The organism is Streptomyces sp. NPDC006235 (genome assembly GCF_040613735.1).
Taxonomy (GTDB): Bacteria; Actinomycetota; Actinomycetes; order Streptomycetales; family Streptomycetaceae; genus Streptomyces.
Map to the genome: position 1 here is coordinate 188,308 of NZ_JBEXSR010000005.1, position 24,640 is coordinate 212,947.

Below are 24,640 nucleotides of genomic sequence, written 5' to 3' on the forward strand. Positions count from 1 at the left end.
GACGTCAGGGGACTTTTGTGAGCGACAACCAACTGCGCATCGTCTGGATCTATCCCGACCTGCTCAGCACCTACGGCGACCAGGGCAACGTCCTCGTCGTGCAGCGCCGGGCCCAGCAGCGCGGCCTGGACGTGGCGCGGCTGGACGTGCGCAGCGACCAGGCGATCCCGACCTCCGGCGACATCTACCTGATCGGCGGCGGCGAGGACCGTCCCCAGCGGCTCGCGGCCGAGCGGCTGCGCCGGGACGGCGGACTGACCCGGGCCGTGGAGAACGGCGCCATCGTGTTCTCCGTGTGCGCCGGCTACCAGATCCTCGGCCACGAGTTCATCAACGACCTCGGGCAGCGCGAACCCGGCCTGGGCCTGCTGGACGTGGTGTCCGTACGCGGCGAGGGCGAGCGGTGCGTCGGCGACGTGCTGGGCGACATCGACCCGCGCCTCGGCCTGCCCCCGCTGACCGGCTTCGAGAACCACCAGGGCGTCACCCACCTCGGCCCCACCGCCCGCCCGCTCGCCCGGGTCCGCTTCGGCAACGGCAACGGCACGGGCGACGGCACGGAGGGCGCGTTCAACGACACCGTATTCGGCACGTACATGCACGGCCCGGTGCTGGCACGCAACCCGCTGATCGCGGACCTGCTGCTGAAGCTGGCCCTCGACGTCAACGCGCTGCCGCCGACCGACGACCGCTGGTACGAGGCACTGCGCAACGAGCGCATCGCGGCTGCCCAGCAGCCCGCCTAGACCGACAGCGTGCGTACAGCACGCGTCAACCTGCTGGTCAACAGCCCGTCTGACGGCCCATCCGCACAGGTGAGCGGGGTCGTCCAGCAGGCGGACGCGTGCTTCGGTCCGGCCCCTCGATGCCGCTAGGGTGGCGGGGATTCGAGCCGGACAACGTGGTCCGGTCCCGGCCCACGTCGATAAGGTTTTCGGGCTATGCGCATTGGTGTCCTCACGTCCGGCGGCGACTGCCCCGGCCTGAACGCCGTCATCCGGTCCGTCGTGCACCGCGCCGTCGTCGACCACGGCGACGAGGTCATCGGCTTCCGGGACGGCTGGAAGGGCCTTCTGGAGTGCGACTACCTCAAGCTCGACCTCGACGCGGTGGGTGGCATCCTCGCCCGCGGCGGCACGATTCTGGGGTCCTCCCGGGTCCAGCCCTCCCATCTGCGGGACGGTGTGGAGCGGGCCAAGGGCCATGTCGAGGAACTCGGCCTCGACGCGATCATCCCCATCGGCGGCGAAGGCACGCTCAAGGCCGCGCGGCTGATGTCGGACAGCGGTCTGCCCGTCGTGGGTGTGCCGAAGACCATCGACAACGACATCGCGGTCACGGACGTCACGTTCGGCTTCGACACGGCCGTCGGGGTGGCGACCGAGGCTCTGGACCGGCTGAAGACCACCGCCGAGTCGCACCAGCGGGTTCTGGTGGTCGAGGTCATGGGCCGGCACACCGGCTGGATCGCGCTGCACTCCGGCATGGCGGCCGGCGCGCACGCCATCGTCGTACCCGAGCGCCCCTTCGACATAGAGGAACTGACCCGGCGGGTCGGCGAGCGGTTCGAGGCGGGCAAGCGCTTCGCGATCGTGGTGGCGGCGGAGGGGGCCAAGCCCCGGGCCGGGACCATGGAGTTCGACGAGGGGGGCAAGGACATCTACGGGCACGAGCGCTTCGCCGGGATCGCCCGTCAGCTGTCCGTCGAGCTGGAGGGGCGGCTGGGGAAGGAAGCCCGGCCGGTGATCCTCGGGCACGTGCAGCGCGGTGGGACGCCCACGGCGTACGACCGGGTGCTGGCCACGCGGTTCGGGTGGCACGCGGTGGAGGCCGTGCACCGGGGCGAGTTCGGGCAGATGACCGCACTGCGGGGCACCGACATCGTGATGGTGTCGCTGGCCGAGGCCGTGGAGACGCTGAAGACCGTGCCGGAGGATCGGTACGCGGAGGCGGAGTGCGTTCTCTGAGGTTCCTGTAACCGGCCGGCTGCGGCTTGTGAGTGGGTTGCTCGCGCCCACGCGGCAGAGTCGCATACGGTACCGCCCAGCGCCCCTGAGGACCTCGTTCCGCCCCCGGTCGCCATGGCGACCGGGGGCGGTTCTACTCTTGGGGCGGACAACTTGCTGCACACCCCCACGAAACAGGAGCCGGCGGTATGGATCACAGCGGGCACGGCATGACCATGGATCTGCCGCCGTTCACGCTGGGACGAGGGCTGGAGTGGTCGGCCGACCCGTTCTTCCTCGTCGCCTGCCTGGCCGGGCTGGCGCTGTACGGGTGGGGTGTCGTGCGGCTGGTGCGGCGCGGGGACAAGTGGCCGGTGGGGCGGACCTTCGCCTTCGTCATCGGCGTGCTGACCATCGTGCTCATGATGTGCACCCGGCTGAACGACTACGGCATGGTCATGTTCAGCGTGCACATGGTGCAGCACATGGTGATCAGCATGGTGTCGCCGATCCTGATCCTGCTCGGGGCGCCGATCACACTGGCGCTGCGGGCGCTGCCGACGGCGGGGCGGGGCCGCAAGGGGCTTCGTGAGCTGCTGCTGATGTTCCTGCACAGCCACTACATGCGGATCGTCACCCACCCGGCGTTCACGATCCCCCTGTTCATCGCCAGCCTGTACGGGCTGTACTTCACACCGCTGTTCGACTTCCTGATGGGCTCCACGACGGGGCACATCGTCATGATGGTGCACTTCCTCGCCGTGGGCCTGGTGTTCTTCTGGCCGATCATGGGCGTGGACCCGGGCCCGCACCGGCCGGGCTATCTGATGCGGATGCTGGAGCTGTTCGCGGGCATGCCGTTCCACGCGTTCTTCGGGATCGCGCTGATGATGGCGTCCCAGCCGATGGTCGAGACGTTCAAGAACCCGCCCGCCTCGCTCGGCATCGAGGCGCTCTCCGACCAGAACGCGGCGGGCGGCATCGCCTGGGCGTTCAGCGAGATCCCGTCCGTGCTGGTGCTGGTCGCGCTGCTGTTCCAGTGGTACGCCTCGGACCAGCGCCAGGCCAAGCGCGAGGACCGGGCCGCCGACCGCGACGGGAACAAGGAACTCGAGGCGTACAACGCCTATTTGAGCTCGCTGCACGCACGCGGGAACTGACTTTTCCCACGCCCCGGATCGCCCGTTCCTCCTCGTTCTGCTCTTTCTCCACAACGCGACTGAAGCGCATTTTCCTTCAGTAGCATGAAACGCGTCGGGGAACCGCAGGGGGGAGCGGTGATGCGGAGGATCGCTGTCCTGGTCGCTTTTCTGCTGGCTCTCGGGGGGTGTGATTCGGGCGGGTCTTTGTCCGAGGTGAAGGCCGTGGCCGCGGGAGTTCCGTCCCTGGCGCCTTTCTTCGCCGAGGACAGCGGGCTCGGCCGGGATGCCCGGGTGCGGTCGCGGGCCGTGCCGGGTGGCCTCCAGCAGGGGGACACGCCGGGGCTGTACGGCGGGACGAAGCAACCGGGGATCTGTGATGTCGAGCGGCTGAAGCGGTTCCTCACCGCACCGCGCAACGATCGCAGGGCACGGGTGTGGGCGGCCGCCCTCGACCTTCGCAAGAACGAGATTCCGGGATATCTGGACCGGCTCACACCGGTTCTCCTGCGTCACGACACCCTCGCCCTGAACCACGACTACAAAAAGGGAAAGGCTGTTCCCTTCCGCGCCCTGCTCCAGGCGGGAATCGCGCTTCTCGTGGACCAGCACGGACTTCCATCGGTCAAATGTTCGTGCGGGAATCCGCTGCGACCTTTCGAGGGCGACACGAGCCGGATAACCGTCACGTTCGGGGACGGCAACGAGAAGTGGCAGGGGTACGACCGTGCCGAGGTGGTGGTCGTACGGCCCGCTCCCCGGAAGCTGGAGCGCATCGCCCTCGTCGACGTCCAGGACCCCGGCCGGGGCATCGAGCGGCCCGTCGGCACGATCGGTGAGGCCGACGCCGGCTTCGACGCGACGGAGCGGCGGGCCGTGCCGCGCGTCGCCGGGACCACACTCGGGGAGGCCCGCCGGCGGCTCGCCGATGCGGGGCTTGCGGTCGCGTTCAGGGGTGCGGAGCCGCCCGCGGAGCATGCCCGCGTGGTCGCGTCCGACCCCGGCGCGGGGGTCGAGCTGCGGTTCGGGGCACAGGTGACGCTGACCGTGGCGGCGGAGTCGGGGACGGAGGGGCGTAAGCCGAGCACGGCGGGTACGGCGGGCACTGCGACGCCTTCACCCTCGACGTCGTCCGCTCCCCCTGCCGGCTCCAGGCCTCCGACGAGCACCGGGCCCACGACGACCAGCGGGCCGACGCCGTCCCGTCCGTCCCCCTCGAAGGCGCCGCCCAGCTCCGTGCCACCGCCCGCGTCGAGCGCCGCGCCCCGGAGCAGTGCGCCGCCCCCGGCGACCAGCTCACCACCACCGGTCACCAGCTCCCCTCCCCGGCAGGTCACCAGCTCGCCCCCCACCGGTGGACCGGTCTCGAGCAGCGCACCGCCGCCGGTGAGCAGTCCGCCCGCGTCCAGCGCTCCGGCGTCCACCCCACCCGCCCCGAGCACCACCGTCTAGCGCCGCACCGCCGCCGAACCCTGGAGAACCCTGGAGTCACCGGATGTCCTCAGGATCACCGACGTCGGGAGTGGGCCGGGTCATCGCCGGCCGTTATCTGCTGCTGCGCCGGCTCGGCAGCGGCGGCATGGGGCACGTCTGGCTCGCCCATGACCAGAGACTCGTCTGCGAGGTCGCGCTGAAGGAGATCGTGTTCCGCGACCCGGCCGAGGCCGGAAACGAGCGGGAGGCGCGGGTCGCGCGGGCCCGGGCGGAGGCCCGGCACGCGGCCGGGCTGCGCGGACACCCGCACGTCGTCACGGTGCACGACGTGCTGGAGCACGAGGGGCTGCCGTGGATCGTCATGGAGTACGTGACGGGCGCCGTGGACCTGCGGGAGCTGGTGACCCGGCGCGGGCCGCTCGCCCCGGCCGACTGCGCCCGCGTCGGTCTCGCCGTACTGGACGCGCTGACCGCGGGGCACGAGCGGGGCGTGATGCACCGGGACGTGAAGCCGGCCAACATCCTGCTCGCGCCGGACCGCGCGGGCTCGCCGTACGGGCGGGTGCTGCTCACCGACTACGGCATCTCCGTGCAGCCGGACGCCGGTGAGACGCGGTACACGATGGCGTCCGTGCTGGTCGGCACGGCGGGGTACCTGGCGCCGGAGCGGGCGTCGGGCGGTACGCCGACACCGGCCGCCGACCTGTTCTCACTGGGCTGCACGCTGTACTTCGGTGTCGAGGGCCGCGGCCCCTTCGAACGGGAGTCGCATCTGGCCGCTCTCACCGCCGTGGTCATGGAGGATCCGCTGCCCCCGGTAGGGGCAGGGGCTCTGGAGCCCGTGCTGCGCGGGCTGCTCGCAAAGGATCCGGAGCTGCGGATGACCGCCCGGGAGGCGGAGGCCGGGCTGTCGGCGCTCGTCACGCCCCATGCGGAGGTGTACGAGCGGACCCGGACGGACCCCGGCTCGCCGTCCCCGTGGGAGACCCCGCCCGTGCCCTCACCCGGGCCGGGCGGAGTCGGTCCCGTCGTCCCGGCGCCCGGCGTCGCCCCACCCGGCGCACGGCGGCGCCGGCGCTCCCCCGCCCTCCGGGCCGTCGCCGCCTGCGGGCTCGGGCTGCTCCTCGGGCTCGGCGGCGTCTGGTACGCGCTGGCCGACCGGGCACCGGGCGGCGGGAGGGCGGCGCCGTACGGCGAGGCTGTCGGGCTGGGGAAGCCGCTGGCGGACGGGGACTGTGTGCTCGCCGACTGGCCGGGCGGGGCCCGGTTCGTCGGCACGCCCCGGCTCTCCCTGGACCCGACCTGCCGGGACGAGGTGCCCGACGGGCAGGTGGTGGCGTTCGTCGAGGCGGCCTCGGCGGAGGAGGCGCGGACGCTGGGGCCGACCCGGTGCGAGGAGCGGACCCGCGAGCTGCGCGAGCGGCTCGCCGATGTCCGCGGCCACGCCGTCGTGCCGACCGGCGCCGGGTTCGAGGCGGCGGGGCGGCGCACCGCCTGCCTGGTGCTCGGCGCGCACGGGCCGCTGTACGGGCCGCTCGGGGAGCGGCGTAGGTTCGGTACGGCATTCGCCGACACCGCGACCATGCAGAAGCGTGACTGCCTGGACGTCCGTTCGAACCGGGAGGCGCGGCTGGTGCCGTGCGGCGGGCGGTACGACCAGCAGGTCCTCGGGTTCACCCGACTGGGCGCCGATATGACGCTCGCCGAGGCGCGGACCTCGTCGGACGCGGCGTGCGCCCGGGACGTGGCACCGCGCGACTACGGCTTCGACCCGTCCGTCTACGAAGCCGGTTCGTGGACCAGTGACGGACCCTGGAAATCCGGTACTCATGTCGCCGTCTGCACCGTCAGGAGGCAGAACGGGGGCACCATGGGGGGAAAAGAACCATGAGGAGGGTGTTGCGATGCCCGGTTCCACGAACGGTTCGAACGCGACGAAGACCATGGGAGTCGTCACCGTCGGCGGTCTCGTCCTGGTGACGGCCTACACGGTGGCGCTCGGCAGCAACGGCTGGCTGTGGTTCGGCTGGGTCGTCCTGGGCCTGATCACCCTCGGGATGGTGGTCACCTCGAAGAGCACCTGAGGCTCACTCCGGGATCAGCCGTCCGGCCGAATGCACGCCCGGCTGGTACTTCGGGAGCCGGACGGTGATCTTCATGCCCGCGCCCGTCGCGGTCTCGATGACGAGGCCGTGGTCGTCGCCGTAGACCTGGCGGAGCCGGTCGTCGACGTTGGAGAGCCCTATGCCGCCCGAGGGGCTGACCTCGCGGGCGAGGATACGGCGGAGCAGGCCGGGGTCCATGCCCGCGCCGTCGTCCTCGATCACGACCAGGGCCTCGGCGCCCGCGTCCTGAGCCGTGATCTGGATGTGGCACTTGTCGGCCTTGCCCTCCAGGCCGTGTTTGACGGCGTTCTCGACGAGCGGCTGGAGGCACAGGAAGGGCAGGGCGACGGGCAGCACCTCCGGGGCGATCTGGAGGGTGACGGAGAGGCGGTCGCCGAAGCGTGCCCGCACGAGCGCCAGGTAGTGGTCGATGGCGTGGAGTTCGTCGGCGAGGGTGGTGAAGTCGCCGTGTCGGCGGAACGAGTATCGGGTGAAGTCGGCGAATTCCAGGAGCAGTTCGCGGGCGCGCTCGGGGTCGGTGCGGACGAACGAGGCGATCACCGCGAGCGAGTTGAAGATGAAGTGCGGGGATATCTGGGCCCGCAGCGCCTTGATCTCGGCCTCGATGAGACGGGTGCGGGACTGGTCCAGGTCCGCGAGCTCCAGCTGTACGGACACCCAGCGGGCCACCTCGCCGGCCGCCCGGACGAGGACCGCGGACTCGCGGGGCGCGCAGGCCACGAGGGCGCCGTGCACCCGGTCGTCGACGGTGAGCGGGGCGACGACCGCCCAGCGCACCGGGCAGTCGAGGAGGTCGCAGGTCAGCTGGAAGGCCTCGCCGCGGCCGGTCTCCAGAGGCCCGGCGAGCCGCTCCATGATCTCGGTGCGGTGGTGGGCGCCGTCGCCGTCCCAGACCAGGACCTGTTCGCGGTCGGTCAGGCACAGGGCGTCCGTGCCGAGCAGGGAGCGCAGTTTGCGGGCGGACTTGCGGGCGGTCTCCTCCGTCAGCCCGGCCCGCAGCGGGGGTGCGGCGAGGGTGGCGGTGTGCAGAGTCTCGAAGGTGGCGTGTTCGACGGGGGTGCCCAGGCCGCCGAGGCTCTGGGGGCGTGCCGTGCGCCGGCCGAGCCAGACGCCCAGGGCCAGCACCGGGAGCACGGCGACGCACAGACCGGCCAGGAATCCGCTCATGCCGTCACCTCCGTGCGCAGTTCCTCGGGCAGGTGGAAGCGGGCCAGGACCGCCGCCGTGCCCGGCGGGACCCGGCCTGGGGTGGCCAGGGACACCAAGATCATGGTGAGGAAGCTCAGCGGCACCGACCAGAGCGCGGGCCAGGCGAGCAGGGCGTGCAGCGCGCCCTCGCCCGGGTAGCCCGCCATGGTCGCGGCGACGGCGAGCAGGGCCGAGCCGCCGCCGACCAGCATGCCGGCGGCCGCGCCGGGCGGGGTGAGCCGCCGCCACCAGATGCCGAGGACGAGCAGCGGACAGAACGACGACGCGGACACGGCGAAGGCGAGCCCCACCGCGTCGGCGACCGGGAGCCCTCCGACCAGGACGCTCGCCGCGAGGGGCATGGCCATCGCGAGCACGGTCCCGAGCCGGAAGTGCCGTACGCCCCGCGCGGGCAGGACGTCCTGGGTGAGCACGCCCGCGACCGCCATGGTGAGCCCGGAGGCCGTGGACAGGAACGCGGCGAAGGCGCCTCCCGCCACCAGCGCGCCCAGCAGATCGCCGCCCACTCCCCCGATGATGCGCTCGGGCAGGAGCAGGACGGCCGCGTCCGTGTCGCCGGTGAGGGTCAGTTCGGGGGCGTAGAGGCGGCCGAGTGCGCCGTAGACGGGTGGCAGGAGGTAGAAGGCGCCGATCAGTCCGAGGACCGCGACGGTGGTGCGGCGGGCGGCGACGCCGTGCGGGCTGGTGTAGAAGCGGACCACGACGTGCGGCAGGCCCATGGTGCCGAAGAACGTGGCGAGGATCAGCCCGTACGTGGCGTACAGCGGGCGTTCCTCGCGGCTCTCGGCCTGTGCGGGCGACAGGTCGCCGCCGCCGCTGCGCTGCGCCTCTGGGACGGCCGCTCCCTCGGCGAAGGTGAGCCGGGTGCCGCGTTCGACGCGGTGGGTGCCGGCGGGGAGTTCGAGGCGGGTGCCGGTGTGGGTGCGGCCGTCCACGGTGCCGGTCACCGTGACGGTGAGCGGCCGGTCCAGTTTCAGGTCGATGCTGTCGCCGACGCGGACGACGCGCTGCTCGCGGAAGGTGGCCGGTTCGTCGAAGGCGTGACGGGGGGCTCCGTCGTTCTGCCAGGCCAGGACCAGGAACAGGGCGGGGACGAGCAGGGCGGTGAGTTTCAGCCAGTACTGGAAGGCCTGGACGAAGGTGATGCTGCGCATGCCGCCGGCGGCAACGGTGGCGGTCACGACGACGGCGACGATCACTCCGCCGACCCAGTCGGGCGCCCCGGTCAGCACGGTCAGGGTCAGGCCGGCCCCCTGGAGCTGGGGCAGCAGATACAGCCAGCCGACGCCGACGACGAAGGCTCCGGCCAGCCGCCGCACGGCCTGGGAGGCGAGGCGGGCCTCGGCGAAGTCGGGGAGCGTGTAGGCGCCGGAGCGGCGCAACGGGGCGGCGACGAAGAGGAGCAGGACCAGGTAGCCGGCGGTGTAGCCGACCGGGTACCAGAGCATGTCGGGGCCTTGGACCAGGACGAGGCCCGCTATGCCCAGGAAGGAGGCGGCGGAGAGGTACTCACCGCTGATGGCGGCGGCGTTGAGGCGGGGACCGACGGTGCGGGAGGCGACGTAGAAGTCGGAGGTGGTGCGGGAGATGCGCAGACCGAAGGCGCCGACGAGAACCGTCGCGACGACGACCAGGGCGACGGCGGGGACGACGTAGTTGGACTTCATCGGTCTTCGACGAGGCGTACGAAGTCGCGCTCGTTGCGTTCGGCCCGGCGGACGTACCAGCGGGCGAGCAGGACCAGCGGGGCGTAGAGGCCGAAGCCGAGGACGGCCCACTCCAGGCGGCGGGTGTCGGGCATCGCCGCGAAGAGCAGCGGGAGCGGGCCGATGAGCAGCCCCAGGATCGCGAAGACGGTGAGGGCGGCGCGCAGTTGGGTGCGCATCAGGGACCGGACATAGGTGTGGCCGAGGGTGGTCTGCTCGTCGATCTCGGTGCGCGGGCGGTAGTAGCCGGAGGCCCTGCGGTTCTGGCGGGGCGGGCCGGTGACGACGACGCGGCGCTCGGTGTGGTCCTGGGGCACCGTCACGTCCTCCTCATGAGCAGGTCGCGCAGTTCGCGCGTGTGGCGCCGGCTTACCTGGAGCTCCTCGGAGCCGACCAGGACGCTGACGGTGCCCGCGTCGAGGCGGAGCTCGCCGATGTGGCGCAGGGCGACGAGGTGGCGGCGGTGGATGCGGACGAAGCCGCGGGAGCGCCAGCGCTCCTCCAGCGTGGACAGCGGGATGCGGACCAGGTGGCTGCCCTTGTCGGTGTGGAGCCGGGCGTAGTCGCCCTGCGCCTCGACGTGGGTGATGTCGTCGACGGCCACGAAGCGGGTCACGCCACCCAGCTCGACGGGTATGTGGTCGGGGTCCGGCTCGCTCACGGGGATGCGGGGCGCGGCGCCTCGGAGCTCGGCGGCACGTCGTACGGCCTCGGCGAGCCGTTCCTTGCGGACGGGCTTGAGGACATAGTCGACGGCCTCGAGGTCGAAGGCCTGGACGGCGAAGTCCTCGTGGGCGGTGACGAACACGACGAGCGGCGGCCGGGCGAACCCGGTGAGCAGCCGGGCCAGGTCGAGGCCGTCGAGGCCGGGCATCTGGATGTCGAGGAAGACGACGTCGATCGCCTCGGGACCGCCCGGACCGGACTCCAGGGCCCGGTTGATGCGGCGCAGCGCCTCGGTCGCGTCGCCGGCGCCCTCCGCGCTGCCGATGCGGGGGTCCGCGTGCAGCAGGTAGAGCAGTTCCTCCAGCGAGGGGCGTTCGTCGTCGACAGCGAGGGCGCGCAGCATGAACCCGGAGTGTAGGGGCGATCGGTACGTCTGGACATGTGCCGGTGGACGTTGCCCCAGGGTGAGGTGCCCGGGCCGGGCGCCGGCCGGGACGCCGGTGGATACAGTGCCCGCATGAACAGCAGGTCCACGCCGTTCGACGAACTCGACCGGAAGATCATCACCGCACTGATGGCGAACGCCCGGACGTCCTTCGCCGAGATCGGCACGGCGATCGGACTGTCGGCCACGGCGGTCAAGCGCCGGGTCGACCGGCTGCGGGACACGGGCGTGATCACCGGGTTCACGGCCACGGTGAAGCCGTCGGCGCTGGGCTGGCGGACCGAGGCCTACGTCGAGGTGTACTGCGAGGGCGCCGCCCCGCCGCGGCGGCTCGCGGAGGTGGTGCGCAACCACCCGGAGATCACCGCGGCGATGACCGTGACGGGCGGTGCGGACGCACTGCTGCACGTGCGGGCGCGGGACGTGGAGCACTTCGAGGAGGTGCTGGAGCGGATCCGCCAGGAGCCGTTCATCCGGAAGACGATCAGTGTGATGGTGCTGTCCCATCTGCTCCCCGAGAGCCCGGAGGCGGGCGCCAGCCAGCCGGCGCCGGAGGCGGTCCCGGGCGGCGCAGCAGACGTGCGCTGACCGGCCTCAAGACGCAGCGTTCCTGCGTGGACGCGCAACCTTTGTTCCTTGTCGGCCACCTCCGTCAGTTCCTACCGTTGTGTCAACCCCCAGTCACACACCGTGAGGAAGCGGAGGGACCCCTCTGTGCCCGACTCCCGTGTGCCGCGCCGGCGGCGCTACCTCGTCTGCGAACCCAGACACTTCGCCGTGCAGTACGCGATCAACCCGTGGATGCATCCCGACGAACCCGTCGACGTCATCCGCGCCCTGGACCAGTGGCAGGCGCTGGTCGACACCTATCGTGCCCACGGCCATACCGTGGACACTGTGAAACCCGTTCCCGGTCTGCCCGACATGGTCTTCGCCGCGAACGCGGCGGTCGTCGTCGACGGCCGCGTCTTCGGCTCCCTCTTCCACGCGCCCGAGCGCCGCCCCGAGTCCGTGCCCTACGAGGCGTGGTTCAAGTCGGAGGGCTACGAGGTCTACCACCCCGAGTCGGTGTGCGAGGGCGAGGGCGACCTGGTGCCCGCCGGCCGCTGGATCCTGGCCGGGACGGGCTTCCGTACGACCCGGGAGGCGCACAGCGAGGTGCAGGAGTACTTGGGGATGCCGGTGATCAGCCTGACGCTGGTGGATCCGTACTTCTACCACCTCGACACGGCGCTGTTCGTCCTCGACGACGACACCATCGCCTACTACCCCGAGGCGTTCTCGCCGGGCAGCCGCGAGGTGCTGGCCCGGCTGTACCCGGACGCGGTGCTCGCCACCCGCGCGGACGCGATGGCGTTCGGCCTCAACTCCGTCTCCGACGGGCGGCACGTGTTCATCTCACCAGGGGCGACGGCCCTGGCCGGCCGGCTCGCCGACCGTGGCTACGTCCCCGTCCCCGTCGACCTGTCCGAGTTCCAGAAGGCCGGTGGCGGCATCAAGTGCTGCACCCAGGAGATCCGGGAGACCCGCTCATGACCGCACCCGTCCGCACCGAGGACCCGCAGGAGAGCCGTGGCTCGCTGGAGACCCGTGGCTCGCAGGAGCTCATCCGCGCGGAGGAGCCGGTCCTCGCGCACAATTACCATCCGCTGCCCGTGGTCGTCGCCCGTGCCGAGGGCACCTGGGTGGAGGACGTGGAGGGGCGGCGCTACCTCGACATGCTGGCCGGCTACTCGGCGCTCAACTTCGGCCACCGGCACCCGGCGCTGATCGAGGCGGCCCACCGCCAGCTCGACCGGCTGACCCTGACCTCGCGGGCCTTCCACAACGACCGGCTCGCGCAGTTCGCGGAGCGGCTGGCGGCGCTGACCGGGATGGACATGGTGCTGCCCATGAACACCGGTGCGGAGGCGGTGGAGAGCGGGGTGAAGGTGGCCCGCAAGTGGGCCTACGACGTCAAGGGCGTCCCGGCCGACCGGGCCACGATCGTGGTCGCGGCGGACAACTTCCACGGCCGTACGACGACGATCGTCAGCTTCTCCACGGACGAGACCGCCCGGGCGGGCTTCGGGCCCTTCACGCCGGGCTTCCGGATCGTGCCGTACAACGACCTGGCCGCGCTGGAGGCGGCGGTCGACGAGACGACGGCGGCGGTGCTGATCGAGCCGATCCAGGGCGAGGCGGGCGTGATCATCCCGGACGACGGCTATCTGGCCGGCGTGCGGGAGCTCACCCGCCGCAAGGGCTGCCTGTTCATCGCGGACGAGATCCAGTCCGGGCTCGGCCGTACGGGCAGCACGCTGGCGGTCGAGCACGAGTCGGTCGTGCCGGACGTGGTGCTGCTGGGCAAGGCGCTGGGCGGCGGCATCGTGCCGGTGTCCGCGGTGGTCGCCCGGCGGGAGGTGCTCGGGGTGCTGCAGCCCGGGGAGCACGGGTCGACCTTCGGCGGCAACCCGCTGGCGGCCGCGGTCGGCACGGCGGTGGTCGAGCTGCTGGAGACGGGCGAGTTCCAGCGCCGCGCGACCGAGCTGGGCGCGGTGCTGCGGGACGGTCTGACGGGACTGGTCGGCAAGGGCGTCGTCGGCTTCCGCTCGCGGGGCCTGTGGGCGGGCGTCGACATCGATCCCGCGCTCGGCACGGGCCGCGAGATCAGCGAACGCCTCATGCGCGAGGGAATCCTGGTCAAGGACACCCACGGCTCCACGATCCGCCTGGCCCCGCCGCTCACGATCACGGGCGAGGAGCTTGAAGGGGCGCTGGGAACGCTGGAGAAGGTGCTGCGGTAAGAGGACGGCAGGTTACGGCGGAGACCGCCCGGCGGCGGGACGGCCTCCGCCGGGCCGGGCGCCCCACCAGCCACCCCGACCGGCCCCGTACAAGCCGCCCCCGCATGCCGGAAGGGTGAAGATTGAGGCAAGAGGTGGTAGACCACTCTCAGCGACAGAGAGGTCGGCCGTGGGCGCACACGAGGAGTACGGTCGGCGGCGGTTCGACGTGGCCGACGCCGTGCCCCTGTTGCTCGATCCGCAGGGCGTGGTGACGGGCTGGACCGGCGAGGCCAGGCGGCTGCTGGCGTACCCGGCCGCCGAGGCGGTCGGCAGGAAGCTGGCGGACCTGCTGACGGCCGAGGACGCCCAGCGCGTGCCGGACCTGGTCGAGCGGTGCCGCAGGGACGGCGGCTGGACGGGGCTGCTGACGGCCCGCCACAGGGACGGCCGGCCCGTGAGGGTCGCGGCCCGGATCACCCCGGCCGAGGAGGCGCACGGCGGCGCGCGCTGGCTGGTGCTGCTGTCGGAGCTCGCCGACGCGCCCGGCTGGGACATGAGCCGCACGGTGCTGGAACGGATGGTGTCCGACGCCCCGGTCGGTATCGCCATCGTGGACACGGACCTGCGGTTCGTGTGGTCGAACGCCGCCCTGGAGCAGTTCGGCGGCGGACCGCCGGCCCGGCGGCTCGGCCTGCGCTTCGCGGACGTCCAGCCGGGCCTGGACGCCCAGGCGGTCGAGGCGCAGATGCGGCACGTGCTGGAGACCGGTGAGGCGGTGGTCGGGTACGAGCACGTGGGCCGTGTGGTGTCGGCGCCGCTGCGCGAGACCGCGCACATGCTGTCGTTCACCCGGCTCGAGGACGACCGGGGCCGCCCGATGGGCGTGTACTACACGGTCGTCGACATGACCGAGCGGCACCGCGCCCGGCAGCGGCTGGCGCTCCTCGACCGCGCCAACGAGACCATCGGCCGCAGCCTGGACCTCACACGCACCGCGCAGGAACTGGCCGACGTGGCCGTGCCGGGACTGGCCGACCTCGTCACCGTGGACCTGCTGGAGACGGTGCTGCGGGGCGCCGAGGTGACGCCCGGGCCGCTGGCGGACACCGATCCGGTGGCGCTGCGCCGGACGGGCCACGGGTCCACCGAGGAGGGCGGCCCGCAGGCCGTCGTCGGGATCGGCGAGATCGCGACGTACCCGGCCGGGTCGCCCCCGGTCCGCAGTCTGGCCACGGGACGGACCTGGCACGCCGAGCGGCTCGATCCACGGGACCGGGTGTGGGTCACGGACGTCCCGGGCGGCCCGCGGCCCACGTTCTCGGAGCTGGGCCTGCACAGCGTGATGGTCGTGCCGGTCCGGGCCCGCGGCACCACGCTGGGCATCACCACCTTCTTCCGGCGCCACGGCCGGGAGCCCTTCGACGAGGAGGACCTGCGGCTGGCCGAGGACCTCGTCTCCCGCGCGGCCGTCTGCGTGGACAACGCCCGGCGCTACACGCGCGAGCGCGACGCCGCGCTCGTCCTCCAGCGCAGTCTGCTGCCCCACCGGCTGCCCGAGCTGGACGCGGTCGAGGTGGCCGCGTGCTACCGGCCGGCCGACGAGCTGACCGGCCTGGGCGGCGACTGGTACGACCTCATCCCGCTGTCGGGGGCACGCGTCGCGCTCGTCGTGGGCGAGGTGCCCGGGCACGGCATCGACGCCGCCGCGGCCATGGGGCAGTTGCGCACGGCCGTACGGACGCTGGCCGCTCAGGATCTGCCGCCCGAGGAGGTCCTGGCGCACCTCGACGACCTGGTGGCGCGGTCGGCCCGGGAAGAGGGCGCCGAGCCGGGCGCGGCGGGGTCCGCGGGCACGCAGTGCGTGGGATCCGGGTGTGTGTACGTCGTCTACGACCCGGTCGACGGCGGGTGCGCGATGGCCGCCGCGGGCCATCCGGTGCCGGCCGTGGTCCTGCCCGACGGTTCGGTCGGCTTCGTCGATCTTCCGCAGGGGCCGCCGCTCGGCGTGGGCGGTCCGCCCTTCGAGGCGGTCGAGCTGTCCCTCGAGGAGGGCAGCACCCTCGCCCTGCACACGGACGGGCTGCTGGCCCGGTCCGAGACCTGGGCCGTCGACGCCGGCCGGGAACGGCTGCGCGGGGCGCTGGAAGGGGCGGGCCCGCTGGAGGCGCACTGCCGGCACGTCGTCGACGCCCTGGTCCCGGCGCGCCCGTACGACGACGTGGCGCTGCTGATGGCCCGGACGAAACGTCTCGGCGCCGAGCAGGTCGCGGCCTGGGACCTGGACCCCGACCCGGCCCTCGTCGCCGACGCCCGCCGCAGGGCCACCCGGCAGCTGGCCCGCTGGGGGCTGGAGGAGCTGGCGTTCACCACGGAACTGGTGGTGAGCGAGCTGGTCACCAACGCCATCCGGCACGCCCCCGGGCCCATCCGGCTCCGCCTGATCCGGGAGCGCGCCCTGGTCTGCGAGGTCTTCGACACCGGCGCCACCGCTCCCCATCTGCGCCATCCGCGTACGACGGACGAGGGCGGGCGCGGTCTGCTGCTGGTCTCCCAGCTGACCCAGCGGTGGGGTACGCGGTTCGTCCAGGACGGCAAGATCATCTGGGCGGAGCAGTCCCTGACGGAGCTCCCCGAGCTGCCCGTGGCGGCGCTCGGGGTGTGAAGCCGAGGCCGAATTCCCCCATACCGTGGGAAACTGGTCTGACCCCGGCAGTGGTGAGGCGGCGGCCATGACGGATTCGGCGATCGACTACGCGGCGGTGTTCCAGGCCTTGCCCGGCATGGTGGCGCTGCTGACACCCGAGCTGGTGTACGCGGACGTCAACGAGGAGTTCGTCCGGGCGTCCGGCCGCTCCCGCGAGCAGCTCGTCGGGCACTACCTGTTCGACGTCTTCCCCGACAACCCCAACGACCCGGCCTCGACGGGCATGCGCAACCTGGAGGCCTCGCTGTACCGGGTCCTGGCGACCGGGGAGCGTGACGCCATGGCCCTCCAACGCTACGACGTCGAGGATCCCGAGCGGCCCGGGGAGTGGCAGGAGCGCTACTGGAGTCCGGTGAACGCGCCGCTGCTCGGCCCCGACGGCAAGGTGACGCTGATCCTGCACCGGGTCGAGGAGGTCACGGAGCTGATCCGGGCCCGGGGCCGCCCGGGGGGAGGCCGGAGCGGCCGGTCCCGGGTCCTGGAAGCCGAGCTGTACACGCGCGCCCGTGAGCTCCAAGAGCTCAACGAGCGGTTGCGGCAGGCGCACTCCCGGGAGCGGGAGGTGGCGATGGTCCTCCAGGAGGCGATGCTGCCCGACCGCCGTCAGGTCAGCCACCACCACCGGGCCGCCGTCCGGTACCGGCCGGCCGTGGGCGCGCTCAACGTGTGCGGAGACTGGTACGACCTGGTCGACCTGGTCGGTGGCCACCGGGTCGGCGTGTCCGTGGGCGACGTGGTCGGGCACGGGCTGGAGGCCGCCGGTGTCATGGGCCAGCTGCGCAGCGCGCTCAGCGCGGCCTCCCGGGTCGCCGAGGGCCCGGCCCAGGCCCTGGACGTACTGGGGCGCTACGCCCACGTGGTCGAGGGCGCCGAGTCGGCGACCGCCGTGACGACCTTCATCGACTTCGACCGGCACACCATCACCTACAGCAGCGCCGGCCATCTCCCGCCCCTGCTGGTCCACCCCGATGGCCGCGCCGAGTTCCTCGACGGGGCCACGGACATCCCGCTCGACGCCCGCCCCGACCCGATCCCCAGGCCCCAGGCGGAGACGGTCTTCACGCCGGGTGCCACGCTCGTGCTCTACACCGACGGTCTGGTCGAGCGGCGGGGCGAGGACATCGACACCGGCCTGGCCCGTCTCGCCGACGCGCTGTACCGGAACCAGGAGCAGGATCCCGAGATCCTCGCCGACACCGTCCTGCTGGAACTGCTGCCGCCGGGCGGCGCCACCGACGACACCGCGCTGATCGTCGTGCGGCTGTGACCGTGACCTACCGGCGGTTGGCGCCGTGGTCGAGCAGCCGGACGCGGTCCACGTTCTGGCGGTCCTCGGCGTCCGCGCTGGGCTCGCCGGCGAACCACGCGTCGAGAATCTCCTTCAGCAGCGGCTCGGAGGTGAGCCGCAGACTGAGCGCCAGCACGTTGGCGTCGTTCCAGCGGCGGGCCCCGTCGGCCGTGTAGGCGTCCGTGCACAGGGCGGCCCGGACGCCCGGCACCTTGTTCGCGGCGATCGAGGCGCCCGTGCCGGTCCAGCAGCACACCACGGCCTGGTCGGCCGTCCCGTCGGCGACCTCGCGGGCCGCGGCCTGAGAGCACACCGCCCACTGGGGGTCGTCCCCGGGACGCAGCGCGCCGTGCGGGCGCACCTCGTGTCCCCGCTCGCGCAGCGCGGCCACGAGGGAGCGGGCGACGGGCTCGTCCATGTCCGAGGAAACAGAGATCCGCATACTTCGCAGAGTACTCGGCGGGGCCGCAAGAACCAGCGGTTGGCCAGGCACCCCTCGGATCCCGCCACGCCGCCCGTTCGGCTTGCCGGTCACCCGTGTGGCGCAGCACCCTGGTCCCGCGGTTCTCCCCAGCCGCAGGAGCACCACCGGAAGCACCTCTCTGACTGACCGTCAGTCAATCGGCAAAGGATCGGCCGGTCCGGTCGCACGAGGTGCCCGGTGGCCACGCCTGCACCTACACTGGCACCCCACGACATGCCGGTTGACCTGCTGGAACGCGGCGGTTGAGCCCACCGCAAGAGTCGAGGAGCGCCCGCTTTGTTCTACTACCTGCTGAAATACGTGCTGCTGGGGCCGCTGCTGAGACTGGTTTTCCGGCCTCGGATAGAAGGCCTGGAGCACGTCCCTTCGGAGGGTGCCGCCATCATCGCCGGCAATCACCTGTCGTTCTCGGACCACTTCCTGATGCCCGCGGTCCTCAAGCGTCGCATCACCTTCCTGGCGAAGGCCGAGTACTTCACGGGCCCGGGCATCAAGGGCCGTCTGACGGCGTCGTTCTTCCGCAGCGCGGGGCAGATCCCCGTCGACCGCTCCGGCAAGGACGCCGGGCAGGCCGCGATCCGCGAGGGCCTCGGCGTCCTGAGCAAGGACGAGTTGCTCGGCATCTACCCGGAGGGCACGCGCTCGCACGACGGCCGGCTCTACAAGGGCAAGGTGGGCGTCGCGGTCATGGCCCTCAAAGCCGGCGTCCCGGTCATCCCGTGCGCGATGATCGGCACCTTCGAGGCCCAGCCGCCCGGCAAGGTCATCCCCAACGTCCACCCCGTCGTGATCCGCTTCGGCAAGCCCCTCGACTTCTCCCGCTACGAGGGCATGGAGAACGAGAAGGCCATCCTGCGCGCCGTCACCGACGAGATCATGTACGCGATCCTCTCCCTGTCCGAGCAGGAGTACGTCGACCAGTACGCGGCCGTCGTGAAGGCCGAGGAGGCCGCGGCCGCCGCGAAGGAGCGGAAGTTCCCGCGCCTGCCGCTGACTTGAGGCGTCTGCCGTCGGCCATGTGAGGCGTCTGCCGTCGACGATGTGAGGGCGTCTGCTGTCGACCCCTTGAGGCCTCTGCCGTCGGCAGAAGCCGTCCCCCCGGACGCCTTCACCGTCTACGGTCGCGTCATGAGACGTGCTGTGGTGATCGGGGCGGCCGGGCAGATAGGCAGGCCGGCGGTGGGGGCGCTGGCGCGGGACGGCTGGGAGGTGACGGCCGCGTCGCGCGGCGGGGCCCGGGACGAGAGCTGGCCCGGCGAGGTGCGGACGGTGCGGCTGGACCGCGAGGACGACGTGGCACTGGGCGCGCTGGTCGGTGACGGCTGCGACCTGGTGGTCGACATCGTCGCCTACGGGGCCCGGCACGCACGGCAGTTGACCGGTCTGGCCGACCGCGTCGGCTCGGCCGTGGTCGTGTCGACGGTCTCGGTGTACGAGGACGGCACGGGCCGCGGCTTCGACACGATGAGCGAGCCGGGCGGTTTCCCCCGGTACCCCGTGCCCGTACGGGAGGACCAGCCGACGGTCCCGCCGGGGGACGCCACCTACAGCACCGGCAAGGCCGCCCTGGAGAGGGAACTCCTCGCGGCGGGCGACCGGTTGCCCACGACCCTGCTGCGCGCGGGCGCGATCCACGGTCCCCACAGCCCGCTCCCCCGCGAGCTGTACTTCGTGAAACGGAACCTCGACGGCCGGCGCAGGCGGGTGCTCGCCTACCGGGGCGAGAGCCGCTTCCACCCCTCGGCCGCCCGCAACATCGCCGAACTGATCCGGCTGGCGGCCGCCCGGCCCGGCTCGCGCGTGCTCAACGCCTGTGATCCGCGGCCGCCGACGGTGGCCGAGATCGGGGCGGCGGTGGACGCGGTGATGGGAATGGAGACACAGACGGTCCTGGTGGGCGGGGCGGCGCCCTCGCCGTCCGTGGGCAGCTCGCCCTGGTCGGTGGAGCTGCCGGTGGTCTTCGACATGACCGCGGCGGAACGGGAGTTGGGCTACCGGCCGGTCGTGACCTACTCCGAGAGCCTGCCGGAGACGGTCGACTGGCTCGCGCGGCGTCTGTCCGGGCAGGACTGGAAGGACGCGTTCCCGACTCTGGCGCGGATCTACCCGGACCTGTTCGACTACGCGACGGAGGACGCCTGGTTCGGGGCGTGAGCGGAAGCCTACGACGGCGCGAGGGACGCCAGGGCCTCGTCGAGCAGCCGCCGCAGCCGCAGCGCGTCCGGCGCCACGGCGGTCACCAGGGCGGCGGGCCCGGCGAGCGGGACGAGACAGGCCCCTTCCCCGAGCGCCCGGGCCTGCACCGGTTCGGCGGCAAACTCCGGACTCACGACGATCAGTTGCCCGACGGCACGATGACCCGCGAGCACCGCCGGGCCGTCCCAGCCGCCCGGCGCGCCGGGCCCGCAGGCCAGTTCCTGGTCCAGCACGGCCTGCCCGGCAACCCGCACGGTCAGCCGGCTCGTCAGCCGCCCGGGTTCCTCACCGGCACGCCCGAGCACCTGCTCCTCGCGCAGTACGAGCCGGGCCGTGGCGGCCAGGTCGACGCGGGTCGTGACGTGCAGGTCGCTGCCCTGGGCGGAGATCAACTGCTCGGGCAACCAGTGCAGTTCGGCCCGGTCGGCGACGTCGAGCCGGACGTCGTAGCGGGCCTCTCCCTTGGCCTGCCCCGGCAGGGCGATCGTGGCGGCGGCCGAGCCGACGGACAGCCGTGCTCCCTCCTCCACCCGGGCCCGGACGGTGAAGTGGTCGCCGCCGAGCGGCCCGCTCATCGCTCCGACCAGCATGACCCGGGCCTGGGCACCACTGCCCCGGGTGCGCCGCAGCGCCAGCGGCCCGTCACTCTCCAGCACGGGCAGGGCGGTCCCGCCCCGGCCGTCGTCCCGGGCGACGATCCTCGCGACGGACCGCACCCCGGAACTGTTCACGCTCGTGCCGCCCACGCGGCGAGCTGCGCACGCACCCAGGCGGCGACGTCTGACACCCCGGGCTCGCCGCGCAACGACTGGAAGACGACCGGCAGTTCGGCCCGCTGCGCCTTGGCGTCGGCCGCCATCCGCGCGAGGTCGGAGCCGACGTAGGGGGCGAGGTCGGTCTTGTTGACGACGAGCAGGTCGGCGGTGGTCACGCCCGGCCCGCCCTTGCGCGGAATGTCGTCGCCCCCCGCCACGTCGATCACGAAGATCTGCGCGTCGACGAGCCCCTTGGAGAAGGTCGCGGTGAGGTTGTCCCCACCGGACTCCACGAGGACCAGGTCCAGCGGCCCGACGGCGTCCTCCAGGTCCTCCACCGCTTCCAGGTTCGCGGAGATGTCGTCCCGGATCGCGGTGTGCGGGCAGGCTCCCGTCTCCACCGCGGTGATCCGCTCGGGCGGCAGCACGGCCTCGCGGAGCAGGAACTCGGCGTCCTCGCGGGTGTAGATGTCGTTGGTGACGACCGCGAGGGACAGCTCGTCCCGCAACGCGCGGCACAGCGCCGCGACGGTGGCGGTCTTCCCGGACCCGACGGGCCCGCCGAGTCCGATCCGCAGGGCCCGGCGGCCGCCGTCGGGCCGCAGGGCGTCGGCGCTCACGGCGCCGGGGCCGTCGTGGGTGTGGTCGTGGCCGAGGTGCATGGGGCGGCTCCCGCGTTCTTGTCCGACTGATCCGAGTAACGGTTCGAGCGATTCGAGTAAAGGGATGGTCTGCCTAGGAGGCGAACAGCCGCACGGGCCAGCCCGCGTGTATCTCCGCCCCGATCTCCAGCAACGGCGCCGACCCCGCCGGCAGCGCGTCGACTCCCTCGTCGACCACCCTCCGCGCCGCCTCGACGGCCCGGTCCACGACGCGGTCCACCTCCGGCGCCAGCCGGGCCAGCACCCCCGTCGCGTCGAAGGGGTCCAGACTCAGCAACCGCACCGTCGCCGTGGCCGGCCCGCTGACGCTCTCGTACGCCGCGCAGTACGCCGCGTCGACCGGGCCCAGCCCGGCCGCCCGCGCCGCCAGCCCGAGCACCACAGGCTGATGGGCGCCCTTGGGGAACTCCCGGGCCAGCGCGTCCAGTTCCGCGGACGGCCAGGTCGTCCGGGCGGCCCGCATCAGCTGCCGCCCCAGCTTGCGCGCGGCGACGCGCAGCGCGGGCGAGGGCGTACGGGCGTCCGCGGCACGGTCCAGCGCGACGGGGTCGATCCCCAGCGCGGCCGCCGCCGAAAGGGCGGCCGCCATCGAACCGGCCGTGTGCAGCCGCCCCCGGCAGAACTCCGCCAGGCTCGCCGCCCCGCTGATCCGGCCGGCCTTGACCGCCGCCTCCGCCCCGCCGGAGTGGGCATGACCCCCGGCGGGGAAGCGGCCGTCGGCCAGGACGAGAAGTGCCGCACGTGACATCAGGACATCCTCAGAACAGGAAGTACCGCTGGGCCATGGGCAGTTCGGCCGCCGGTGCCGCCTCGACCAGCTCACCGTCGATGTGCACGGCGAAGCTGTCGGGATCGACCCGGACCTCGGGCCGGGCGTCGTTCTCCCGCATGTCGGCCTTGGTGACCCCGCGCGTCGACTCGATCGCCACGAACCGCTTGCCGAGGCCCAGCCGCTCCGGCAGCCCGTCCTCGACGGCCAGGGGCGCGACGAAGTTGAGGGAATTGGCGGCGGGTGCCCGCCCGATCGCCCCGAACATCGGGCGCGGCAGGACCGGCTGCGGTGTGGGGATCGAGGCGTTGGCGTCGCCCATCTGCGCGTAGGCGATCTGGCCGCCCTTGATGACGAGGTGCGGCTTGACGCCGAAGAAGGCCGGCTCCCACAGCACCAGGTCGGCCAGCTTGCCGCTCTCCACCGACCCGATCTCCCGGGCCAGGCCCTGGGCGAGGGCCGGGTTGATCGTGTACTTGGCGACATAGCGGCGTACCCGACGGTTGTCGGCGCGGCCGTCCCCGGGCAGCGCGCCCCGGCGCCGCTTCATCACGTGGGCGGTCTGCCAGGTCCGCATGACGACCTCGCCCACGCGCCCCATGGCCTGGGAGTCGGAGGAGATGATCGAGATCGCGCCGAGGTCGTGCAGGATGTCCTCGGCGCCGATCGTGGACGGCCGGATCCGGGACTCGGCGAAGGCCAGGTCCTCCGGGACGGCCGGGTTGAGATGGTGGCACACCATCAGCATGTCGAGGTGTTCCTCGGCGGTGTTGACGGTGAACGGCCGGGTCGGATTCGTGGAGCTCGGCAGCACGTGCGGCTCGGAGACCACGGTCATGATGTCCGGCGCGTGCCCGCCGCCCGCGCCCTCGGTGTGGTATGCGTGGATGCCCCGCCCGGCGATCGCGGCGAGCGTGTCACCGACGAACCCGGCCTCGTTGAGGGTGTCCGTGTGGATGGCGACCTGGACGCCGGTCTGCCCGGCGACGGTCAGCGAGGCGTCGATGACGGCCGGGGTCGAGCCCCAGTCCTCATGCAGCTTCAGGCCGAGCGCGCCGCCCCGGATCTGCGACAGCATCGCCTCGTGGGAGACGGTGTTGCCCTTGCCGAGCAGGCCGATGTTGAGCGGGTAGGCCTCCATGGCCTCCAGCATCCGCGCCAGATGCCAGGGCCCGGGGGTCACGGTGGTGGCCTTGGAGCCCTCGGCGGGGCCCGTACCGCCGCCGACCAGGGTCGTGATGCCCGCGGACAGCGCCTCGTCGGCGATCTGCGGACAGATGAAGTGCACGTGCGCGTCGATCGCGCCCGCCGTGAGGATCCGCCCGTTGCCGGCGACGATCTCGGTCTCGGGGCCGATGACCAGGTCCGGGTGCACGCCGTCCATGGTGTCGGGGTTGCCGGCCTTGCCGATCCCGGTGATCCGCCCGTCGCGGATGCCGACGTCGGCCTTGACGATGCCCCAGTGGTCGATGATCACCGCGCCGGTGATGACGGTGTCCGGGGTGCCCTCCGCACGGGTGGCGCGCGCCTGGCCCATGGACTCGCGGATGACCTTGCCGCCGCCGAACACGGCCTCGTCACCGGCGCGCCCGGGACCGCCGGAACGGTCCTCCTCGATCTCGACCAGCAGGTCGGTGTCGGCGAGCCGGATCCGGTCGCCGGTCGTCGGGCCGAACAGGTCGGCGTACGCGGCACGAGAGATCTCAGGCATCGAGGGCACCTCCGGTCTCCCCGCGCAGACCGGGCACGACGCGGGCGCCGGTCAGCGGAACGAGTTCGACGTCGACGGGGATCCCGGGTTCGAAGCGCACGGCCGTGCCGGCGGCGACGTTCAGCCGCTTGCCGCGCGCGGCGGCGCGGTCGAACTCCAGACCGGGGTTGGCCTCGGCGAAGTGGTAGTGGGAGCCGACCTGGACGGGCCGGTCGGCGGCGTTGAGGACGGTGAGCCGGGTGACCTCGCGGCCCTCGTTGTACGCAATCGGTCCGTCGGCGAAGAGGATCTCTCCGGGAATCACGGCGGCCTCCCCGTCAGACGATCGGATCGTGGACGGTGACGAGCTTGGTGCCGTCCGGGAAGGTGGCCTCCACCTGGACGTCGTGGATCATCTCCGGGATGCCCTCCATGACGTCGTCCCTGGTGAGCAGCTTGCGCCCGGAGGCCATGAGCTCGGCGACGGTACGGCCGTCACGCGCGCCTTCGAGGATGTGCGACGTGATGAGCGCGACCGCCTCGGGGTGGTTGAGCTTCAGCCCTCGGGCCCGGCGCTTCTCGGCCACGTCGGCCGCCACGTGGATCAGCAGCCTCTCTTGCTCGTGCGGGGTCAGTTGCACGTCCCACCTCAC

The 24,640-nt window shown here is 72.6% G+C and carries 24 protein-coding genes; 13 read left to right on the forward strand and 11 right to left on the reverse strand.

The genetic code is table 11. The annotated features are described in order from the left end of the window. The first annotated feature begins 17 nt into the window (after nucleotides 1–17). The 6 genes from ABZ192_RS08430 (at nucleotide 18) to ABZ192_RS08455 (ending at nucleotide 6,603) form a co-directional block, all read left to right on the forward strand. The gene (locus ABZ192_RS08430) at nucleotides 18–746 is read left to right on the forward strand and encodes a glutamine amidotransferase (protein ID WP_356923749.1); all 729 of its coding nucleotides are present in this window, start codon (nucleotides 18–20) and stop codon (nucleotides 744–746) included. A gap of 195 nt (nucleotides 747–941) precedes the next feature. Further along, nucleotides 942–1,967, forward strand: coding sequence for a 6-phosphofructokinase (locus ABZ192_RS08435; protein WP_150479445.1), 1,026 nt, complete (start codon nucleotides 942–944; stop codon nucleotides 1,965–1,967). A 188-nt stretch (nucleotides 1,968–2,155) separates the two neighbouring features. Next, nucleotides 2,156–3,106 carry a cytochrome c oxidase assembly protein gene (locus tag ABZ192_RS08440; protein WP_356923750.1) on the forward strand — a complete coding sequence of 317 codons (951 nt, stop codon included), beginning with the start codon at nucleotides 2,156–2,158 and terminating at the stop codon, nucleotides 3,104–3,106. A 204-nt stretch (nucleotides 3,107–3,310) separates the two neighbouring features. Further along, nucleotides 3,311–4,537 (forward strand): DUF6777 domain-containing protein, encoded by a 1,227-nt coding sequence (locus ABZ192_RS08445; RefSeq protein WP_356923751.1) that lies wholly within the window; start codon nucleotides 3,311–3,313, stop codon nucleotides 4,535–4,537. Nucleotides 4,538–4,580: 43 nt separating this feature from the next. Beyond that, nucleotides 4,581–6,410, forward strand: a complete 1,830-nt coding sequence (locus tag ABZ192_RS08450; protein WP_356923752.1) for a protein kinase — start codon at nucleotides 4,581–4,583, stop codon at nucleotides 6,408–6,410. A gap of 13 nt (nucleotides 6,411–6,423) precedes the next feature. After that, nucleotides 6,424–6,603 carry a hypothetical protein gene (locus ABZ192_RS08455; RefSeq protein ID WP_356923753.1) on the forward strand — a complete coding sequence of 60 codons (180 nt, stop codon included), beginning with the start codon at nucleotides 6,424–6,426 and terminating at the stop codon, nucleotides 6,601–6,603. Nucleotides 6,604–6,606: 3 nt separating this feature from the next. Here the strand turns inward: ABZ192_RS08455 and ABZ192_RS08460 are convergent, their stop codons facing one another. From ABZ192_RS08460 to ABZ192_RS08475, 4 genes are read right to left on the reverse strand one after another with little or no spacing between them, the layout of a single operon-like run. Further along, nucleotides 6,607–7,812, reverse strand: a complete 1,206-nt coding sequence (locus tag ABZ192_RS08460; protein WP_356923754.1) for a histidine kinase — start codon at nucleotides 7,810–7,812, stop codon at nucleotides 6,607–6,609. After that, nucleotides 7,809–9,521 (reverse strand): cation acetate symporter, encoded by a 1,713-nt coding sequence (locus tag ABZ192_RS08465; RefSeq protein WP_356923755.1) that lies wholly within the window; start codon nucleotides 9,519–9,521, stop codon nucleotides 7,809–7,811. Before ABZ192_RS08465 ends, ABZ192_RS08460 begins: the two co-directional genes overlap by 4 nt. After that, nucleotides 9,518–9,877, reverse strand: a complete 360-nt coding sequence (locus tag ABZ192_RS08470) for a hypothetical protein (protein WP_356923906.1) — start codon at nucleotides 9,875–9,877, stop codon at nucleotides 9,518–9,520. Before ABZ192_RS08470 ends, ABZ192_RS08465 begins: the two co-directional genes overlap by 4 nt. A 2-nt stretch (nucleotides 9,878–9,879) precedes the next feature. After that, nucleotides 9,880–10,629: a LytTR family DNA-binding domain-containing protein gene (locus ABZ192_RS08475; RefSeq protein WP_356923756.1), complete on the reverse strand. Its 750-nt coding sequence runs from the start codon at nucleotides 10,627–10,629 to the stop codon at nucleotides 9,880–9,882. A 114-nt stretch (nucleotides 10,630–10,743) separates the two neighbouring features. Here ABZ192_RS08475 and ABZ192_RS08480 point away from each other — a divergent pair, with 114 nt between their 5' ends. The 5 genes from ABZ192_RS08480 (at nucleotide 10,744) to ABZ192_RS08500 (ending at nucleotide 17,410) form a co-directional block, all read left to right on the forward strand. Next, nucleotides 10,744–11,259 (forward strand): Lrp/AsnC family transcriptional regulator, encoded by a 516-nt coding sequence (locus ABZ192_RS08480; RefSeq protein WP_356923757.1) that lies wholly within the window; start codon nucleotides 10,744–10,746, stop codon nucleotides 11,257–11,259. Between the two features lie 126 nt (nucleotides 11,260–11,385). Further along, nucleotides 11,386–12,207, forward strand: coding sequence for a dimethylargininase (gene ddaH, locus ABZ192_RS08485; RefSeq protein ID WP_356923758.1), 822 nt, complete (start codon nucleotides 11,386–11,388; stop codon nucleotides 12,205–12,207). Next, nucleotides 12,204–13,457 carry an ornithine--oxo-acid transaminase gene (gene rocD / locus ABZ192_RS08490; protein ID WP_356923759.1) on the forward strand — a complete coding sequence of 418 codons (1,254 nt, stop codon included), beginning with the start codon at nucleotides 12,204–12,206 and terminating at the stop codon, nucleotides 13,455–13,457. The genes ddaH and rocD overlap by 4 nt, the downstream gene beginning before the upstream one ends. A gap of 169 nt (nucleotides 13,458–13,626) precedes the next feature. Beyond that, nucleotides 13,627–16,101, forward strand: a complete 2,475-nt coding sequence (locus tag ABZ192_RS08495) for a SpoIIE family protein phosphatase (RefSeq protein WP_356923760.1) — start codon at nucleotides 13,627–13,629, stop codon at nucleotides 16,099–16,101. A gap of 67 nt (nucleotides 16,102–16,168) precedes the next feature. Then, on the forward strand, nucleotides 16,169–17,410 hold the full coding sequence (locus ABZ192_RS08500) for a SpoIIE family protein phosphatase (RefSeq protein WP_356923761.1): 1,242 nt from the start codon (nucleotides 16,169–16,171) through the stop codon (nucleotides 17,408–17,410). Nucleotides 17,411–17,417: 7 nt separating this feature from the next. On the opposite strand, the gene ABZ192_RS08505 is transcribed toward ABZ192_RS08500, so the two are convergent. Continuing rightward, nucleotides 17,418–17,873, reverse strand: a complete 456-nt coding sequence (locus tag ABZ192_RS08505) for an RpiB/LacA/LacB family sugar-phosphate isomerase (protein ID WP_356923762.1) — start codon at nucleotides 17,871–17,873, stop codon at nucleotides 17,418–17,420. 318 nt (nucleotides 17,874–18,191) lie between these two features. Here ABZ192_RS08505 and ABZ192_RS08510 point away from each other — a divergent pair, with 318 nt between their 5' ends. Next, nucleotides 18,192–18,914, forward strand: a complete 723-nt coding sequence (locus ABZ192_RS08510) for a lysophospholipid acyltransferase family protein (RefSeq protein ID WP_356923763.1) — start codon at nucleotides 18,192–18,194, stop codon at nucleotides 18,912–18,914. 129 nt (nucleotides 18,915–19,043) lie between these two features. Next, nucleotides 19,044–20,069, forward strand: coding sequence for an NAD(P)-dependent oxidoreductase (locus tag ABZ192_RS08515; protein ID WP_356923764.1), 1,026 nt, complete (start codon nucleotides 19,044–19,046; stop codon nucleotides 20,067–20,069). Nucleotides 20,070–20,077: 8 nt separating this feature from the next. On the opposite strand, the gene ABZ192_RS08520 is transcribed toward ABZ192_RS08515, so the two are convergent. The 6 genes from ABZ192_RS08520 to ABZ192_RS08545 form a co-directional block, all read right to left on the reverse strand. Continuing rightward, a complete protein-coding gene (locus ABZ192_RS08520) occupies nucleotides 20,078–20,857 on the reverse strand; it encodes an urease accessory protein UreD (protein WP_356923765.1) in 780 nt (259 codons plus the stop codon). Next, the gene (gene ureG, locus ABZ192_RS08525; protein WP_356923766.1) at nucleotides 20,839–21,528 is read right to left on the reverse strand and encodes an urease accessory protein UreG; all 690 of its coding nucleotides are present in this window, start codon (nucleotides 21,526–21,528) and stop codon (nucleotides 20,839–20,841) included. The genes ABZ192_RS08520 and ureG overlap by 19 nt, the downstream gene beginning before the upstream one ends. Nucleotides 21,529–21,601: 73 nt before the next feature. After that, the gene (locus tag ABZ192_RS08530; RefSeq protein WP_356923767.1) at nucleotides 21,602–22,276 is read right to left on the reverse strand and encodes an urease accessory UreF family protein; all 675 of its coding nucleotides are present in this window, start codon (nucleotides 22,274–22,276) and stop codon (nucleotides 21,602–21,604) included. 10 nt (nucleotides 22,277–22,286) lie between these two features. Next, complete coding sequence (locus ABZ192_RS08535) at nucleotides 22,287–24,008, reverse strand: urease subunit alpha (protein WP_356923768.1); 1,722 nt, start codon at nucleotides 24,006–24,008, stop codon at nucleotides 22,287–22,289. After that, nucleotides 24,001–24,312, reverse strand: a complete 312-nt coding sequence (locus tag ABZ192_RS08540; RefSeq protein ID WP_190050893.1) for an urease subunit beta — start codon at nucleotides 24,310–24,312, stop codon at nucleotides 24,001–24,003. The genes ABZ192_RS08535 and ABZ192_RS08540 overlap by 8 nt, the downstream gene beginning before the upstream one ends. 13 nt (nucleotides 24,313–24,325) lie before the next feature. Next, a complete protein-coding gene (locus ABZ192_RS08545; RefSeq protein ID WP_010355509.1) occupies nucleotides 24,326–24,628 on the reverse strand; it encodes an urease subunit gamma in 303 nt (100 codons plus the stop codon). Nucleotides 24,629–24,640 lie beyond the last annotated feature (12 nt).